This window comes from Mesorhizobium sp. PUT5 (assembly GCF_052216645.1).
Taxonomy (GTDB): domain Bacteria; phylum Pseudomonadota; class Alphaproteobacteria; order Rhizobiales; family Rhizobiaceae; genus Mesorhizobium.
Genome location: NZ_JBQOSO010000003.1, coordinates 1403109 through 1419852 on the forward strand (window position 1 = coordinate 1403109; position 16744 = coordinate 1419852).

Here is a 16744-nt window from a genome sequence, read left to right on the forward strand (position 1 = left end):
CTCTCGACCAATAGCGGGTTCGGCATTCGACCCTTCACGACGACCTAGCACAGGGGTGATCCCGTGAACGTTCTTCTCCTCGGCTCCGGCGGCCGTGAGCATGCATTGGCCTGGAAGATCGCGGCATCGCCCATGCTCACCCGGCTCTATGCCGCGCCGGGCAATCCCGGCATCGCCCGCCACGCCGACTGCGTGAAGCTGGATCTGGCCAATCATGCGGTGGTCGCCGGCTTCTGCCGCGAGCACAGGATCGACCTCGTCGTGGTCGGGCCGGAGGCGCCGCTGGTCGCCGGCATCGCCGACGATCTGCGTGCCGCCGGCATCCGCGTCTTCGGGCCGTCGAAAGCGGCGGCACGCCTGGAAGGCTCCAAAAGCTTCACCAAGGAGCTTTGCGCGAAATACGGCATCCCCACCGCCGCCTATGGCCGCTTCGACAATCTTCAGGCGGCGCGCGCCTACGTGAAGGAAAAGGGCGCGCCGATCGTCGTCAAGGCCGACGGGCTGGCCGCCGGCAAGGGCGTCACCGTCGCCATGACCGAGCAGGAGGCGCTGGCCGCGCTCGATGCCTGCTTCGACGGCTCCTTCGGCGCGGCCGGGGCCGAGGTGGTGGTGGAAGAGTTCCTGACCGGCGAGGAGGCGAGCTTCTTCTGCCTGTGCGACGGCGCCACGGCGCTGCCCTTCGGCACCGCGCAGGACCACAAGCGCGTGGGCGACGGCGACACCGGCCCCAATACGGGCGGCATGGGCGCCTATTCGCCGGCGCCGGTGATGACGCCGGAAATGGTCGAGCGCACCATGCGCGAGATCGTGGAGCCGACCATGCGCGGCATGGCCGAGATGGGCGCGCCCTTTTCCGGCGTGCTGTTCGCCGGCCTGATGATCACGGATACGGGGCCCAAGCTGATCGAATACAATACCCGCTTCGGCGACCCGGAATGCCAGGTGCTGATGATGCGCCTGAAGGATGACCTTCTGGTGCTGATGAACGCAGCCGCCGACGGCCAGCTTGCGCACATATCGGCGCGCTGGAAGGACGAGGCGGCGCTGACGGTGGTGATGGCCGCCCGCGGCTATCCTGCGGCGCCGGAGAAGGGCTCGGTCATCCAGGGCGTGGACGAGGCGGCCGCGCTGGAGGACGTCGAGATCTTCCATGCCGGCACCGCCGTCAATGCCGGCGCGCTGGTGGCAAATGGCGGCCGGGTGCTCAACGTCACCGCCGCCGGACGTACGGTGGCCGAGGCGCAGAGGAAGGCCTATGAGGCCGTCGACATGATCGACTGGCCGCAGGGTTTTTGCCGGCGCGACATCGGCTGGCGGGCGGTGGAGCGGGAGAAAACGGAGCAGCCGGGCTAACGCGGCCGGTCGCCGGCAGCGATGGAGCCGGTGACGACGGCGTCGATTTCGGCGCCCTGCGAGGCCGGCACGGTGCTTTGCCCGTCCCGCAGCGAGGCGACATATTCGGCCATGCCATAGCGGTACGGGTTCGTGCCGAGCACCGGCGGCAGGCGGAACCCGTCCGCGAACCGCCGCCACCAGGCGCCGACCGCGGCGGTCAGTTCATCCGCAGTCGGCGGCGCGGCCACGGCCGCATAGGTCACGGCGAAGTCGCCCTTGAGCGCGGCCTCGCGCGGGATCGGCAGCGGGACGCTGGCCAGATAGTCGGCCGGCACGTCGATCAGGGCGCCGAACGGCCACCGGCCGCGCAGTTCCGCCGCCGTCATCGGCGCCACATTGACATCTATGTCGTCGGGCGTGCCGGGCACGCGGTACGGGCACTGCCGCTTGCCGCAATTGGCTTGCGCGGAGAATTGCCAGAGCGCGTAGCCGTGCCAGTTGCCCTTGGGAAAATGCGTGTCGATCTCCGGCTTGTAGCGGGCATACCACAACGGCAGCCGCGACAGGAGCCGGTAGCGGTCGCGGTGCTCGGCGATATGACGGGCGGTCGTGCCGTTGGTGTAGAGGATCGGGAAGCGGCCGGCGCGGCGGTGAACCTGCCGCACGAATTCCTCGGCATCCTCCAGCGACATCCATTTTTCGGGATCGTTGTCCTCGATGTCCAGCGCCAGCAGGTCGTCGGGCGCCGGCTGGGCGAAGTCTATGAAATTGTCGGCCTGCTCCACCGGGTTGCCGGGCCGGGCCAGATGATAGGCGCCCCATTTGAGGCCGAGCGCCTTGGCCAGCGTGCGGCGGGTCAGGAACAATTCGCGCGCCACCGCATGCCGCTTCCACAGCGCCTTGCAAAGCCTGAATTCAGTTTCCCCGCCCGAGCAGGCATAGGCCGGCGGGAGCCCGTCCGAGGCCTTGTTGATGAAGCCGACGATGCGCTTGTCCGAGACCAGGGCCGGCCAGTCGATCGGATTGTATTCGTAGGCGTCTATGACCAGCGCCCGTTCCGGGTTCTTCCACGGCTCGACGAAGTCGGAGGCGCTCGCGCCGGCCGGGGCCGCTGCCGCCATTGCCAGGGCAGCCAGCGCCGCCCGCCGTCTATGGCGCGCCTTGGGGTTCAAGTCCGGTTCCTTCTGGTCTCGATCTTCCCGACCGGAACCGATCCTGGACCGACATGGTTAATGAATTGTCGCCTTTCGGGAGGCTCCAGCCCTCTTAGTCCTGTCGACCCTTCTGCATGACGATCTCGAACGGGTCGGGCGCCGGATGGTCCCCCAGCGTGCCTTCGGCCACGCGTCTGCGGTGGTGGGCGAGCGAGCATTGCGGCGAGCACAATATGCCCCTGTCCGACCAATAGGCGGGGCCGTTCTCGAGCAGGCCCTCATAATAGCAAAAGCCTTCGGCCCGGTAGGGCAGGCCGCATTCGACGCAGCGATATATGTCGGGGCGGGCCAGCATCGCGATCTCCTGTCTCCTTCTTTTCCTTTAGCGCAGCTTGGCCGCGACGCAAAATCCGCGTGACAAAATTTGACCCTTACGTAAAAGGTGAAGCGCCGAATTGCGAAGCTCGCGCGCTTTACGCGGCGTGCCAGCCGACGTATCGACAGTCGTCGGACAGGTCAGGGAGATGCGGCATGTACAAGGCACCCGTCGATCGGATCGCTTTCACGCTGAAGCATGTCGCGGGGCTGCGCGAGGCGCTACGCTCGGGACGCTTCGGCGATCTCGGCGAGGACCTTGTCGACGCCATCCTGCAGGAGGCCGGCCGCTTCGCCGCCGAGGAGGTGGCACCCCTCTACAAGGCGGGCGACCAGGCGGGCGCCGTGCTGAAGGACGCCGCCGTCACCACCCCTCCCGGCTGGAAGGACCTCTATCGCCGCTGGATCGAGGGCGGCTGGAACGCGCTGACCGGACCGGAGGAATTTGGCGGGCAGGCGCTGCCCATGATGCTTTCGGTCGGCGTGCTGGAGATGTGGAATTCGGCCTCCATGGCCTTCGGCATCGGCCCGACCTTGACCATGGGTGCGGTCGAGGCGCTGGAAAAGCACGCCTCGGGGGAATTGAAGCGCACCTATCTGGAAAAGCTGGTGTCCGGCGAATGGATGGGCACCATGAACCTGACCGAGCCGCAGGCGGGCTCGGACCTCGCCGCGTTGCGCGCCCGTGCCCAACCGGCCGGCGACGGCACCTATCGCATCTTCGGCCAGAAGATTTTCATCACCTATGGCGAGCACGACTTCACCGACAACATCGTGCATCTGGTGCTGGCGCGCCTGCCCGACGCGCCGGCCGGCACGCGCGGCATCTCGCTGTTTCTGGTGCCGAAATTCCTCGTCAACGCGGACGGTTCGCTCGGCGCCCGCAACGACGTGTTCTGCTCCGGCCTCGAGGAGAAGCTCGGCATCCACGGTTCGCCCACCTGCACCATGATCTACGGCGACGGTTTCGGCGGGGCCGAGCCCGGCGCGGTCGGCTGGCTGATCGGCGAGGAAAACCGCGGGCTCGCCTGCATGTTCACCATGATGAACAATGCCCGCCTCGCCGTGGGCATGCAGGGCGTGGCGATCGCCGAGGCCGCCTTCCAGAAGGCGCTGGCCTATGCCAACGAGCGTCGGCAGGGCAAGGCTGCCTCCTATACCGGCCAGGGCATGGCGCCGATCGTCCACCACCCGGACGTGCAGCGCAACCTTCTGACCATGCAGGCGCTGACCGAGGCGGCGCGGTCGATTGCCTATTCCTGCGCCCATGCCATCGACATGGCCCGCGTCTCCGAAAGCGACGAGGCCCGCCACTGGCAGGAGCGCGCAAACCTGCTCACCCCGCTTGCCAAGGCCTTTTCCACCGATGTCGGCGTAGAAGTGGCTTCGCTGGGCGTTCAGGTGCATGGCGGCATGGGCTTCATCGAGGAGACGGGCGCGGCCGCCTTCTATCGCGACGCCCGCATCGCCCCGATCTACGAGGGCACCAACGGCATCCAGGCCATCGACCTCGTCACCCGCAAACTGCCGCTGGGCGAGGGCGAGCATGTGCACGCCTATATCGACGAACTGGTCGCGATGGCGGGGGCGGCGCGCAGCTCAAACACGGCCGGCCTGGGCAACAGCGCCGACCTGCTCGACCAGGCGCTGGACGAGCTTTCGGAGGCGACGCGCTTCCTGCAGGACCTGGCGGCCAAGGGCGAGACCGAACAGGCGCTGGCCGGCGCCACGCCGTATCTGCGGCTGATCTCGCTCTGTGCCGGCGGCGCCTATCTGGTGCGCGGCGCACTGGCCGACGCGTCGGGAGGCCGGGCGGGGCTTTGCCGCTTCTATGCGGAAAACATCCTTGTCGAGGCGCTGGCCCTGAAGGCGCGCGTCATCGGCGGCGCGGCAAGCCTGCTGGCGGCGGGCAAGGCGCTCGTCTCTCCCTGATCGTCCCGAAAAGGAGCCGCAGTGACCGACCACATCCTCATCGAGCGCCGGGACGCGGTGCAGGTCATCCGCATGAACCGGCCGGACAAGAAGAACGCGCTGACGCGCGCCATGTACGGCAAGATGTCGGAAGCGCTCGCTGCGGGCGACGCCGACCCCGCCGTGCGGGTGCATGTCTTCCTCGGCGTGCCGGGCGCCTTCTCGGCCGGCAACGACCTCACCGATTTCCTTGCCGTGGCGACGGGCGGCGAGGGCGGCTCGGAGGTGTGGGAGTTCCTGCTCGCGCTGGCCAGGTCGCAAAAGCCCATGGTCTCGGGCGTCGACGGCATCGCGGTGGGCATCGGCACCACGCTCAACCTGCATTGCGACCTCACCTTCGCCACCCCGCGCACCGTGTTCCGCACGCCTTTCGTCGATCTCGGCCTGGTGCCGGAGGCCGGCTCCAGCCTGCTGGTGCCGCAGGTGCTCGGCCGCCAGGGCGCCTTCGCGCTGCTGGCGCTGGGCGAGGGGCTTTCGGCCGAGCAGGCCCAGGCCGCCGGCCTGATCCATCAGGTGGTGGAGGAAGGCGGGCTGGAGGCGGCGGTGCTGGCCGCCGCCGCGCAGATCGCGGCCAAGCCGCCCCAGGCGCTGCGCATCGCGCGCGACCTGATGCGCGGCCCGCGCGAGCCGCTGCTAGCGCGCATCGAGGAGGAGACGGCGCTGTTTCGGGAGCGGCTCAAATCCGACGAGGCGAGGGCGGCGCTCATGGCCTTCATGGAGCGGAAGAAATAGGCCGATGAGGCGCAGAAGCAGGGATTCAGGGATAAAGCCGCGTCTTGTCCCATCCGCTGTCGTCCCTGCGGGAGAAGACGACGCGGTCGTGCAGGCGGAACGGCCGGTCGTGCCAGAACTCGATCGACGAAGGCATGATGCGGAAGCCCGACCAGTGCTTCGGGCGCGGTATGTCGCCGATCGCGTAGCGGGCCGTGTATTCGGCCACCGCCTTTTCCAGCGCGAACCGGCTTTCCAGCGGCCGCGACTGCTTCGAGGCCCAGGCGCCGATCCGGCTGCCGCGCGGGCGCGAAGCGTAGTAGGCGTCGGCCTCGGCGTCGCTGACCACCTCGACCGGCCCGCGCACGCGCACCTGCCGGCGCAGCGACTTCCAGTGGAAACACATGGCCGCCTTCATGCTGCCCAGGATCTCGCGGCCCTTGGCGCTCTCGAAATTGGTGTAGAAGACGAAGCCGTGCTCGTCGAAGCCTTTCAGGAGCACCATGCGCACGTCCGGCAGCCCGTCGGCGTCCACGCTTGCCAGGGCGACTGCGTTCGGGTCGTTCGGCTCGCTTTTGGAAGCGTCCTCAAGCCATTGCTTAAAAAGCACAAAAGGCTCGGCCGCCTCGGTAAAGTCATTTGTTGTTAACCCGGTTTCGCTCATAATTTATCAATTCCGTCACTGGCCTGGGAGATTTGCCGGTTGTCACGCGCCGCGCAAATGTTCGATCGAGGCGACCCTGCCGCATTGAAGCGGTTGGACGGCGCCGTGTACAGCCGGCCAGGGCGACTTTTCGGTTCGTCCTGCCTGCGGCTGGCGGCCGTCTGCGCGCCCGCCATCCTCCTCGGCGCCTGCGGCATGGGCGGCTTTTCGCTGGAAAAGGCGGAGGTCGACCGCTCGATCCTGACGGGCTCGATCCCGGCGGCCCCGGGCACTGCGGCGGCCGGGCCGGCCGACACCGAGATGGCGTCCGATCAGGCCACGATTCGCAACGCCGTCTCCTCTGCCGACCTGGAGGAGCTTGCCGGAAAGCCGCTGCCTTGGGCCAATCCGGAGACCGGCTCGCGCGGCTCCGTGACCGGTCTCGTCCAGTCGGGCGGCAAGGGCCGTTTCTGCCGCGCCTTCGAGGTCTCGCGCGAGCGCTTCGACGGCGTGGCCATGTTTCGCGGGCAGGCCTGCATGACCGAGGCCGGCGACTGGCGGCTGGACAATTTCGGCGCGCTCTGATTTCCCTTCTGCCGTCCTTGCGGGAACCCGCCTTGCCGCATCCGGGGGCACTGGAATTTCTTCCTATGCCGTCTCATATAGAAGGCGATTGTGAAATTCATCTTCTAGCAGGCAGGATATATGCGCGACCCCTATGAAGTGCTGGGCGTGTCGAAGACCGCCTCGGCCAAGGAGATCAAGTCGGCCTTCCGGAAGCTCGCCAAGAAGCACCATCCGGACCAGAACCCGAACGATCCCAAGGCCAAGGACCGCTTCGCCGCCGCCAACCAGGCTTACGAGATACTTGGCGACGAGAAGAGCCGCGCGGCCTTCGACCGCGGCGAGATCGACGCCGAGGGCAAGCCGCGCTTCCAGGGCTTCGAAGGCTTCCAGGGCGCGCAGGGGGGCGACCCCTTCGCCGGCTTCCGCCAGCAGCGGGGTGGCCCCGGCGCCACGCATTTCGAGTTCCGCACCAGCGGCGGCGGCCGGCCCGGCGGCGATCCGTTCGACGGCGCCAGCGACATCTTCAGCCAAATCTTCGGCGACGCTTTCGCCCAGCAGCAGGGCGCGGGGGGCGGCGGCATGGGGGGCCGTGGCCGCTCCGCGCCCGCCGGCACCGACCTCAACGTCACGCTGGACGTCAGCGTCGAGGAGGCGGCCACCGCGCCGAAGGTGACGGCCATGTTCCCGGACGGGCGCAGGATCGCCGTCAAGCTGCCGGCCTATGTCGAGGACGGCCAGACCATCCGCCTGCGAGGGCAGGGCGGGCCGTCGCCCCTCGGCGGCGAGCCGGGCGATGCGCTGGTCAAGATAAGGTTGCGCGCGCATCCGCGCTACCGGCTGGAGGGCCGCGACCTGCATGTGGACCTCGACGTGCCGCTGCACGACGCCGTGCTGGGCGCCAAGATGCCGGTGGAAACGCCGACCGGCCGGCTGGCGGTCAACGTGCCGGCATGGTCGTCGTCCGACAAGGTGCTGCGCATCAAGGGCCGCGGCCTGCCGCTGAAGGCCGGCGGCCACGGCGATCTCTACGTCCATGTGCGCATCATGCTGCCGCAGGGCGGCGACGCCGATCTTGAAGCGCTGATGCGAAAGAAAGGCTGACGCGAGGGCCCGGACATGCCCTGCCGCTGGCTCCCGGAAGCGCATTCAACCGTTTGAAGCTTGAAGGCTTTGTGTGCCTGTGCGATAGGCACGACGAAGCGGACAATCAAGCGGAGAGCGTTCACATGGCGGGTGGACAGGGCCTGATGGCCGGCAAGCGCGGCCTTATCCTGGGCGTGGCGAACAATCGCTCGATCGCCTATGGCATCGCCAAGGCGTGCGTGGACCATGGCGCGGAGATCGCGCTGACCTATCAGGGCGAGGCGTTCAGGAAGCGCGTGGAGCCGCTGGCGGCGGAACTGGGCGCCCATGTCGCGGGCCATTGCGACGTGACCGACCCGGAAAGCCTCGACGCGGTCTTCGCCGACGTAGCCGGCAGATGGGGCAAGATCGACTTCCTGGTCCACGCCATCGCCTTCTCAGACAAGGAGGAACTCGACGGCCGCTATGTCGAGACCACGCGCGACAATTTCCTGCGCACGATGGACATTTCCGTCTATTCCTTCACCACCATCGCCAAGCGCGCCGAAGCGCTGATGCCCGACGGCGGCTCGCTGCTGACGCTGACCTACTACGGCGCCGAGAAGGTGATGCCGCACTACAATGTCATGGGCGTGGCCAAGGCTGCGCTGGAGGCCAGCGTGCGCTACCTGGCCGTCGACCTCGGCGGCAAGGGCATCCGCGTCAATGCCATCTCCGCCGGCCCGATCAAGACGCTGGCCGCCTCCGGCATCGGCGATTTCCGCTACATCCTGAAGTGGAACGAATACAACGCGCCGCTCAAGCGCACTGTCACGCCCGAGGAAGTGGGCGATTCGGGTCTCTACTTCCTGTCCGACCTGTCGCGCGGCGTCACCGGCGAGGTGCATCATGTCGATTCGGGATACCATGTGGTCGGCATGAAGGCGGTGGACGCACCGGACATCTCCGTCGTCAAGGATTGAGGCGCAAGGCCGGCCTCGGCCGTGCATCTTCCGGAAGCCGCTGCATCGCCATGCCCCCGCTTGTCTATTTCGTGCGCCACGGCCAGACCGACTGGAACGCCGAGGAGCGGCTTCAGGGCCAGGCCGACACCCCGCTAAACGCGCTGGGCCGCCGGCAGGCCGAGCAGAACGGGCGCCGTCTGGCCGGACTGATCGCCGCGCCGGCGGATTTCGATTTCGTCGCCAGCCCCATGCTGCGCACACGCCGGACGATGGAACTGGCGCGCGCCGCAATGGGCCTGGACCCCGCCGACTACCGCACGGACGACCGCCTGGTGGAGCTGAATTTCGGCGACTGGCAGGGTTTCACCTTCGCCGAACTGGAAAGCCGCGTTCCCGGCGCCGAGCGTGCGCGCGAGTTCGACAAATGGGATTTCCGTCCGCCGGGCGTCGGGGCCGAAAGCTACCAGATGCTGCTGGAAAGGGTTCGCCCCTTCTTCGAGGAGTTGAGCGTGCCCACCGTGTGCGTGACGCATGGCGGCGTCATCCGCGCCCTGTTCCGGCTGGTGGAAGAAATGCCCAAGGGCATGGCAGCCATGCTCGACGTGCCGCAGGACAAGGTGCTGCGGCTGCGGCAGGGTCGCCTGGAGTGGCTATAGTAGGGCCCGCCGCTCAGTCCGGCAGTTCCATGTCGGTGACGATGTTCTGGCCGTCGGTCACGTCATAGGCGATGACCACGTCCATGCCCGGCTTCAGCGCGTCGACATCCATCTCGGCGTTGAGCTTGTAGGACTTGCCGTCGTCCAGCGTCATCGTCATCGTATCTTTGTCGATCTTCTTGATGTGGCCTTCCGTTTGGCCGGCCAGGGCGGCGGTCGCGCTCAGCAATGTGGCGAAAACGGCGCCGGTCAGGATACGCATGGTCGTCCTCTCGGGTTCGGTATGCACGCGGCACGCGCTGGCGGCCGCGCTCGATGGCGTGGCAAGAGAGCAGAAACCAGCCGAATGTGTCAAAACTATTCCGCCGGGGCCCGTCTTGCGCACTCTTGCGCACACATTGCATGACGGCTGGACACGGGCGGCCGGCGAATGGCATTTGACCATGGCCGCGAAGGCCAATAGAACCCCGCTTCGTCCGGCCCGTGCCGGCAGGGACCGTTTTTCTATGTCGCACAACACTTTCGGCCATCTCTTCCGTGTCACCACCTGGGGCGAGAGCCATGGCGCGGCGCTGGGCTGCGTGGTGGACGGCTGCCCGCCGGGCATCCGCTTCACCCGCGCCGAGATCCAGCACGAGCTGGACCGCCGTCGTCCGGGCCAGTCGCGCTTCGTCACCCAGCGCCGCGAGCCGGACGAGGTGAAGGTGCTGTCCGGTTTCATCCTGGACGAGGATGGCGAGACCATGGTCACCACCGGCACGCCGGTGTCGATGATGATCGAGAATGTCGACCAGCGCTCCAAGGACTATGGCGAGATCGCCCGCCAGTACCGGCCGGGCCACGCCGACTATGCCTACGAGATGAAATACGGCCTGCGCGACCATCGCGGCGGCGGCCGTTCCTCCGCCCGCGAGACGGCTGCGCGCGTGGCCGCCGGCGCGCTTGCCCGCAAGGTGGTGCCGGGGCTGGTGGTGCGCGGCGCGCTGGTTTCGATGGGCGAGAAGGCCATCGACCGCGCCAACTGGAACTGGAATTTCGTCGACGACGCCGAAAATCCCTTTTTCACGCCCGATCCCGCCTCCGTGGCAATGTTCGCCGACTATCTCGACGGCATCCGCAAGGCCGGCAACTCCGTCGGCGCGGTGATCGAGATCATGGCCGAGGGCGTGCCGGCGGGTCTGGGCGCGCCGATCTATGCCAAGCTCGACCAGGACATCGCCTCGAACCTGATGTCGATCAATGCGGTGAAGGGCGTGGAGATCGGCAACGGCTTCGAGGCCGCCCGCATAACCGGCGACAGGAACGCCGACGAGATGCGCATGGGCAATGACGGCAAGCCGGTGTTCCTGTCCAACAATGCCGGCGGCATACTGGGCGGTATTTCGACCGGGCAGCCCGTCGTCGCGCGCTTCGCGGTGAAGCCGACCTCGTCGATCCTGACGCCGCGGCGCTCCGTCGACAAGGACGGCAAGGACGTGGACGTGGTGACCAAGGGCCGGCACGACCCCTGCGTCGGCATCCGCGCCGTGCCGATCGGCGAGGCCATGGTGGCCTGCGCCATCGCCGACCACTATCTGCGCCATCGGGGTCAGACGGGGCGGTGAATGGAAGGATGACAGTCTTATGATCGATGCAGTCCAAGCCGGCCGGCCGATGGCCGCCATTCCCCGTTCACTGTTCCCCGTTCCCCATTTCACAATTCACGGCTGATCCATGTCCTACGACCAGAAGAAGATCGTCGAAGCCATCCGCGCCTTCGAGCGCGGCGAGATCGTCGTCGTCATGGACGACGACGGGCGCGAGAACGAGGGCGACCTGATCGTCGCCGCCGTTCACTGCACGCCGGAGAAGATGGCCTTCATCGTGCGCCATACCTCGGGCATCGTCTGCGCCCCGATGACGCGCGAGGACACGCACCGGCTGAACCTGGCGCCCATGGTGGCCGAGAACGATTCGGCCCACACCACGGCTTTCACCGTCAGCGTCGATTTCAAGCACGGCACCACCACCGGCATCTCTGCCGACGACCGCACGCTTACCGTGCGCAACCTTGCCAACGGCAATGTCGGGCCGTTCGATTTCGTGCGTCCGGGCCACATCTTCCCGCTGGTGGCGCGCGAGGGCGGGGTGCTGATGCGCTCCGGCCACACCGAGGCGGCCGTGGACCTGTGCAAGCTGGCCGGCCTGCCGCCGGTCGGCGTGATCTCCGAACTGGTCAACGACGACGGCACGGTCATGCGCGGGCCGCAGGTCGCCGCCTTCGCTGCCGAACACGGGCTGAAGCAGGTTTCCGTCGCCGATCTCATCGCCTACCGCCAGCGCCAGGAAAAGCTGATCGAGCGCGTCGCCTGCACCGACATCGAAACGCCCGGCGGCAAGGCCAAGGCCTTCACCTACACGCTGCCGTGGGATGTGATGCACCATCTGGCCGTCGTCTTCGGCGACATCCGCGATGGGGTCGACGTGCCCGTGCGCCTGCATTCGGAGGATGTCGTGTCCGACGTGTTCGGCACCCGCCACCGGCTGGACGACATCATGAAGGAGATGGGCGAGCGCCGGCGCGGCGTCATCGTCTATCTGCGCGAGGGCTCGGTCGGCGTCGCCCATCAGGAGCGCCACCGGCCCGTTGCCGGCGAGGACCACGAGGAGGCGCGGCGCCGCGAGAACGAGTGGCGCGAGATCGGGCTCGGCGCGCAGATATTGCGCGACCTCGGCATTTCCTCCATCAGCCTCATCGCCTCGCGCGAGCGCCACTATGTCGGCCTCGAGGGTTTTGGCATCCACATCGCCAGCACCGAGATATTGTAGGCGGCGCGCCGATCTCCTGTTGAACAGCGGCCGGCCATCGGCACGAAACATGGCCAAACCGGCCGCATGCGCCTATATCGGGGCATGGTCACCCGCCTCTACACCCATCCGGTCTATCTGGAGCACATCACGCCGACCGGCCATCCCGAGCGGCCGGACCGGCTGCGCGCCATAGAGCGCGTGCTGGACGACGAGGCGTTTTCGGCGCTCGACCGCGTCGAGGCGCCGCTGGGCGACGAGGCCACGATCCTCTATGCGCATCCGCAAAGCCATCTGGCGCATGTGCGCGCCGCCATTCCCGAAAGCGGGATGACGAGGATCGACGCCGACACCGTCGCCAGCCCGAAAAGCTGGCAGGCGGCGTTGACCGCCATAGGCGCGGCCAATGCGGCGGTCGATGACGTTTTCGAGGGTCGCGCCGACAATGTCTTCGTGGCTTCGCGGCCGCCCGGCCACCACGCGGAAAAGACCAGGGCAATGGGCTTCTGCCTGTTCAACAACGCCGCGATCGCCGCCCGCCACGCCCAGAAGAAACACGGTGCCGAACGCGTCGCCATCGTCGATTGGGACGTGCACCACGGCAACGGCACGCAGGACATCTTCTGGGACGACGCATCCGTGCTCTATTGCTCCACGCATCAGATGCCGCTCTATCCCGGCACCGGCGCCAAGGACGAGACCGGCGCGGGCAACATCGTCAACGCGCCGCTTTCGCCCAACACCGGCAGCGACCTGTTCCGCGAGGCCTTTTCCTCCCGCGTGCTGCCGGCGCTCGATGCCTTCGCGCCGGATCTGGTCATCGTCTCGGCCGGCTTCGATGCGCATCATCGCGACCCGTTGGCCGAGATCAACCTCGAAGAGGACGATTTCGACTGGGCGACCGGCAAGCTGATGGAGCGTGCCGCCCGTCACGCGAACGGCCGGCTCGTCAGCCTGCTGGAAGGCGGCTACGACCTGCACGGATTGGCATTTTCGGTCGCCGCCCATGTCGGCCGGCTGATGAAAGGATAGCGAATGGAAGGCCAGACCAACGAAGACGTCAAGGCGATGAGCTTCGAGCAGGCGCTGGAGGCGCTGGAGAAGATCGTCGACGACCTGGAGCGTGGCGACGTGCCGCTCGACCAGTCGATCCGCATCTATGAGCGCGGCGAGGCGCTGAAGGTCCATTGCGACCGCCTGCTCAAGGCGGCCGAGGACAAGGTGGAGAAGATCCGCCTGGCGCGCGACGGCAAACCTGTCGGCACCGAACCGCTCGACGGGGAGTGACCCGGTTTCGTCGGTCCGCCGCGGTGAACGGTCCGTCATGGCGCCATCGCTTTGTTCTGGCTGGTTTGAGGCGTAGGTTTCGCCAACTCGTCCTGAACGGAGCAGTGCCATGTCCTTCTTCCCCGGAAACGATCCCGTCCTCGGCAATGCCGCGGCCTGCGACCAGATCGAGCTGATGGTGGTGCCCAATGCGCGCGACATCGACGGCTTCCAGGTCCGTCGCGCGCTGCCCACGGCGCGCCGGCGCCTCGTCGGCCCCTTCATCTTCTTCGACCAGATGGGGCCGGCCATCCTGCGCGCGGGACAGGGGCTGGACGTCCGTCCGCACCCGCATATCGGCCTTGCCACCGTCACCTACCTGTTCGACGGCAAGATCAGGCACCGCGATTCGCTCGGCACCGAGATGGTGATCGAGCCCGGCGATGTGAACCTGATGACGGCCGGGCGCGGCATCGTTCATTCCGAGCGCACGCCGGAGGAACTGCGCGGCGCGCCCATGTCCATTTCCGGCCTGCAGACATGGCTGGCCCTGCCCGACGGCAAGGAGGAGGTCGCGCCCGTCTTCGAGAACACGGCGCGCGCCGACCTGCCGACGATCGACGCCGAAGGGGTGAAGGGCCGCATCATCATCGGCTCCTTTTCCGGCCTGCATTCGCCGGTGCGCGTCGCGTCCGACACGCTCTACGCAGACATCCGCCTGGCGCCCGGCGCGCGGGTCAAGATACCGGCAGATGCCGAGGAGCGCGCCATCTACACGCTGGACGGCGAGGTCGCCATATCGGGCGACAGATTCCCGCCGGCGCGGCTCCTGGTGTTCAAGCCGGGCGACGAGATCGTCGTGTCCTCGGAGGCCGGCGCGCATTTCATGCTGTTCGGCGGGGCTTCGCTGGGGTCGCGGCGCTACATCTGGTGGAACTTCGTCTCCTCCTCGAAGGAACGGATCGAGCAGGCCAAGAACGAATGGAAGACCGGCCGCTTCGACATCGTGCCGGGCGACGAAGAGGAGTTCGTGCCGCTGCCGGAAGGCTGAGCGTGAAAGGGCCGCCACCGCCCGAGGTCGAAGCGCGACCGCTGGGCGCGTTTACTTTCTGCGGGCGCCGTCCTATTGCGGCGGCCGGACATTGGCATTAAGCAGATCACCGACATGAATGCGAAGCTTCAGACGCCGCTCCTCGACAAGGTTCGCGTCCCCTCCGACCTGCGCAAGCTCGCCGAGCGCGACCTGCCGCAGCTTGCATGCGAGTTGCGCGCCGAGCTGATCGACGCCGTCTCGCAGACCGGCGGGCATCTTGGCGCAGGGCTGGGCGTGGTGGAGTTGACGCTGGCTCTGCACTATGTGTTCGATACCCCCGACGACCGCATCATCTGGGACGTCGGCCACCAGGCCTATCCGCACAAGATCCTCACCGGCCGCCGCGACCGCATCCGCACGCTCAGGCAGGAGGGCGGGCTTTCCGGCTTCACCAGGCGGGCCGAGAGCGAATACGATCCCTTCGGCGCCGCGCACTCCTCCACTTCCATCTCGGCCGGGCTCGGCATGGCGGTGGCGCGCGACCTTGCCGGGGGCCGCAACAACGTGATCGCCGTGATCGGCGACGGCGCCCTTTCGGCTGGCATGGCCTATGAGGCGCTGAACAATGCGGGCTCGCTCGGCGCGCGCCTCATCGTCATCCTCAACGACAACGACATGTCGATCGCGCCGCCGACCGGGGCCATGAGCGCCTATCTGGCGCGGCTGGCTTCCGGTCGCACCTATCTCGGCCTGCGCGACATCGGTAAGAAGCTGACCTCCACGCTCGGCCGCCGCGCCGACCGCGCCATCACCCGCGCGGTGGAGCACGCGCGCGGCTACGTCACCGGCGGCACGCTGTTCGAGGAGATGGGCTTCTTCCATATCGGCCCGATCGACGGGCACAATCTGGAGCACCTCGTGCCGGTGCTGAAGAACGTGCGCGACAACGGCCGCGGCCCGGTGCTGATCCATGTGGTGACGCAGAAGGGCAAGGGCTACGCCCCGGCCGAGGCCGCCGCCGACAAGTATCACGGCGTCAACAAGTTCGACGTCATCACCGGCGCGCAGGCCAAGGCGCCCGCCAATGCGCCGAGCTACACCACCGTCTTCGCCGAAAGCCTGATCCGCGAGGCGCAGGAGGACGAGCGCATCGTCGCCGTCACCGCCGCCATGCCGTCGGGCACCGGGCTCGACCTGTTCGGCAAGGCCTTTCCCACGCGCACCTTCGATGTCGGCATCGCCGAGCAGCATGCCGTCACCTTCGCGGCTGGGTTGGCCACCGAAGGCTACAAGCCCTTCGCCACCATCTATTCCACCTTCCTGCAGCGCGCCTACGACCAGGTGGTGCACGACGTGGCGATCCAGAAGCTGCCGGTGCGCTTTCCCATCGACCGGGCCGGCTTCGTCGGCGCCGACGGAGCGACCCATTGCGGCGCCTTCGACATCGGCTATCTCGCCTCCCTGCCGGGCTTCGTGGTGATGGCCGCCGGCGACGAGGCGGAACTGCGCCACATGGTGCGCACGGCGGCCGAGTATGACGAAGGCCCGATCTCCTTCCGCTATCCGCGCGGCAACGGGGTGGGCGTCAACCTGCCCGAGCGCGGCTCGGTGCTGGAGATCGGCAAGGGCCGCGTCGTCAGGCAAGGCACGCGCGTCGCGCTGCTTTCTTTCGGCACAAGGCTTCACGACTGCCTGCTGGCCGCCGAGGAACTGGGCGCGGCGGGCCTGTCCGCCACGGTGGCCGACGCGCGCTTTGCCAAGCCGCTGGATCACGATCTGGTGCGCCGGCTGGCGCGCGAGCACGAGGTGCTGGTGACGGTGGAGGAGGGCGCAGTCGGCGGCTTCGCGTCGCAGGTGCTGCATTTCCTCGCCCACGAGGGACTGCTGGAGAACGGGCTGAAGGTGCGACCGCTGGTGCTGCCCGACGAATTCAGCGATCATGCCAAGCCCGAGAAGATGTATGTCGACGCCGGGCTCGATTCGGCCGGCATCGTGCGCACCGTCTTTGCGGCCCTGGGGCGTTCCGTGCAGGCGCAGCGCGCCTGAATCACAGCTTCAACGGCCTGATTCGTCATGTGAACTGTCGGAATCGCTTTCTCGGCCGCCGTCGATAACCTGCTGTTTACGCTGGTATTTGGCGTTTCGCTTACCGTCTTTCTTGGCCGTTTCTCAATCGCCCGCCTGCTAACGCAATCCCATGACGGGACGGGCAATCAGAA

17 protein-coding genes are annotated in these 16744 nt (G+C 67.4%); 13 read left to right on the forward strand and 4 right to left on the reverse strand.

Annotation, left to right across the window (positions count from 1 at the left end):
* Nucleotides 1-63 precede the first annotated feature (63 nt).
* Nucleotides 64-1353 (forward strand): phosphoribosylamine--glycine ligase, encoded by a 1290-nt coding sequence (gene purD, locus ACTDI4_RS08280; RefSeq protein WP_442840697.1) that lies wholly within the window; start codon nucleotides 64-66, stop codon nucleotides 1351-1353.
* On the opposite strand, the gene ACTDI4_RS08285 is transcribed toward purD, so the two are convergent.
* Together ACTDI4_RS08285 and ACTDI4_RS08290 are read right to left on the reverse strand one after the other, a co-directional pair.
* A complete protein-coding gene (locus ACTDI4_RS08285; RefSeq protein WP_442843300.1) occupies nucleotides 1350-2456 on the reverse strand; it encodes a glycoside hydrolase family 25 protein in 1107 nt (368 codons plus the stop codon). The genes purD and ACTDI4_RS08285 overlap by 4 nt on opposite strands.
* Nucleotides 2457-2601: 145 nt before the next feature.
* On the reverse strand, nucleotides 2602-2844 hold the full coding sequence (locus tag ACTDI4_RS08290; protein WP_442840698.1) for a hypothetical protein: 243 nt from the start codon (nucleotides 2842-2844) through the stop codon (nucleotides 2602-2604).
* Between the two features lie 176 nt (nucleotides 2845-3020).
* On the opposite strand from ACTDI4_RS08290, the gene ACTDI4_RS08295 reads away from it, so the two are divergent.
* Nucleotides 3021-4796 (forward strand): acyl-CoA dehydrogenase, encoded by a 1776-nt coding sequence (locus tag ACTDI4_RS08295; protein ID WP_442840699.1) that lies wholly within the window; start codon nucleotides 3021-3023, stop codon nucleotides 4794-4796.
* A gap of 21 nt (nucleotides 4797-4817) precedes the next feature.
* Nucleotides 4818-5567 carry a crotonase/enoyl-CoA hydratase family protein gene (locus ACTDI4_RS08300; RefSeq protein ID WP_442840700.1) on the forward strand — a complete coding sequence of 250 codons (750 nt, stop codon included), beginning with the start codon at nucleotides 4818-4820 and terminating at the stop codon, nucleotides 5565-5567.
* Between the two features lie 25 nt (nucleotides 5568-5592).
* Here ACTDI4_RS08300 and pdxH read toward each other — a convergent pair whose 3' ends face one another.
* Nucleotides 5593-6210, reverse strand: coding sequence for a pyridoxamine 5'-phosphate oxidase (gene pdxH, locus ACTDI4_RS08305; RefSeq protein WP_442840701.1), 618 nt, complete (start codon nucleotides 6208-6210; stop codon nucleotides 5593-5595).
* A gap of 105 nt (nucleotides 6211-6315) precedes the next feature.
* Here pdxH and ACTDI4_RS08310 point away from each other — a divergent pair, with 105 nt between their 5' ends.
* The 4 genes from ACTDI4_RS08310 (at nucleotide 6316) to ACTDI4_RS08325 (ending at nucleotide 9439) form a co-directional block, all read left to right on the forward strand.
* Nucleotides 6316-6774, forward strand: coding sequence for an RT0821/Lpp0805 family surface protein (locus ACTDI4_RS08310; protein WP_442840702.1), 459 nt, complete (start codon nucleotides 6316-6318; stop codon nucleotides 6772-6774).
* A gap of 120 nt (nucleotides 6775-6894) precedes the next feature.
* Nucleotides 6895-7857, forward strand: a complete 963-nt coding sequence (locus ACTDI4_RS08315; protein ID WP_442840703.1) for a DnaJ C-terminal domain-containing protein — start codon at nucleotides 6895-6897, stop codon at nucleotides 7855-7857.
* A 125-nt stretch (nucleotides 7858-7982) separates the two neighbouring features.
* Nucleotides 7983-8801, forward strand: coding sequence for an enoyl-ACP reductase FabI (gene fabI, locus ACTDI4_RS08320; protein WP_442840704.1), 819 nt, complete (start codon nucleotides 7983-7985; stop codon nucleotides 8799-8801).
* A gap of 50 nt (nucleotides 8802-8851) precedes the next feature.
* Nucleotides 8852-9439, forward strand: a complete 588-nt coding sequence (locus ACTDI4_RS08325) for a histidine phosphatase family protein (protein WP_442840705.1) — start codon at nucleotides 8852-8854, stop codon at nucleotides 9437-9439.
* A 13-nt stretch (nucleotides 9440-9452) separates the two neighbouring features.
* On the opposite strand, the gene ACTDI4_RS08330 is transcribed toward ACTDI4_RS08325, so the two are convergent.
* On the reverse strand, nucleotides 9453-9701 hold the full coding sequence (locus ACTDI4_RS08330) for a DUF1344 domain-containing protein (RefSeq protein WP_442840706.1): 249 nt from the start codon (nucleotides 9699-9701) through the stop codon (nucleotides 9453-9455).
* A gap of 244 nt (nucleotides 9702-9945) precedes the next feature.
* Here ACTDI4_RS08330 and aroC point away from each other — a divergent pair, with 244 nt between their 5' ends.
* From aroC to dxs, 6 genes are all read left to right on the forward strand, one after another.
* Nucleotides 9946-11043 carry a chorismate synthase gene (aroC, locus tag ACTDI4_RS08335; protein ID WP_442840707.1) on the forward strand — a complete coding sequence of 366 codons (1098 nt, stop codon included), beginning with the start codon at nucleotides 9946-9948 and terminating at the stop codon, nucleotides 11041-11043.
* Nucleotides 11044-11152: 109 nt separating this feature from the next.
* Nucleotides 11153-12247, forward strand: coding sequence for a 3,4-dihydroxy-2-butanone-4-phosphate synthase (gene ribB / locus ACTDI4_RS08340; protein ID WP_442840708.1), 1095 nt, complete (start codon nucleotides 11153-11155; stop codon nucleotides 12245-12247).
* An 84-nt stretch (nucleotides 12248-12331) separates the two neighbouring features.
* The gene (locus ACTDI4_RS08345) at nucleotides 12332-13258 is read left to right on the forward strand and encodes a histone deacetylase family protein (protein ID WP_442843301.1); all 927 of its coding nucleotides are present in this window, start codon (nucleotides 12332-12334) and stop codon (nucleotides 13256-13258) included.
* 3 nt (nucleotides 13259-13261) lie between these two features.
* Nucleotides 13262-13513, forward strand: coding sequence for an exodeoxyribonuclease VII small subunit (locus tag ACTDI4_RS08350; protein WP_442840709.1), 252 nt, complete (start codon nucleotides 13262-13264; stop codon nucleotides 13511-13513).
* Between the two features lie 109 nt (nucleotides 13514-13622).
* Nucleotides 13623-14543 (forward strand): pirin family protein, encoded by a 921-nt coding sequence (locus tag ACTDI4_RS08355; RefSeq protein WP_442840710.1) that lies wholly within the window; start codon nucleotides 13623-13625, stop codon nucleotides 14541-14543.
* A 114-nt stretch (nucleotides 14544-14657) separates the two neighbouring features.
* Nucleotides 14658-16571, forward strand: coding sequence for a 1-deoxy-D-xylulose-5-phosphate synthase (gene dxs / locus ACTDI4_RS08360; RefSeq protein WP_442840711.1), 1914 nt, complete (start codon nucleotides 14658-14660; stop codon nucleotides 16569-16571).
* Nucleotides 16572-16744 lie beyond the last annotated feature (173 nt).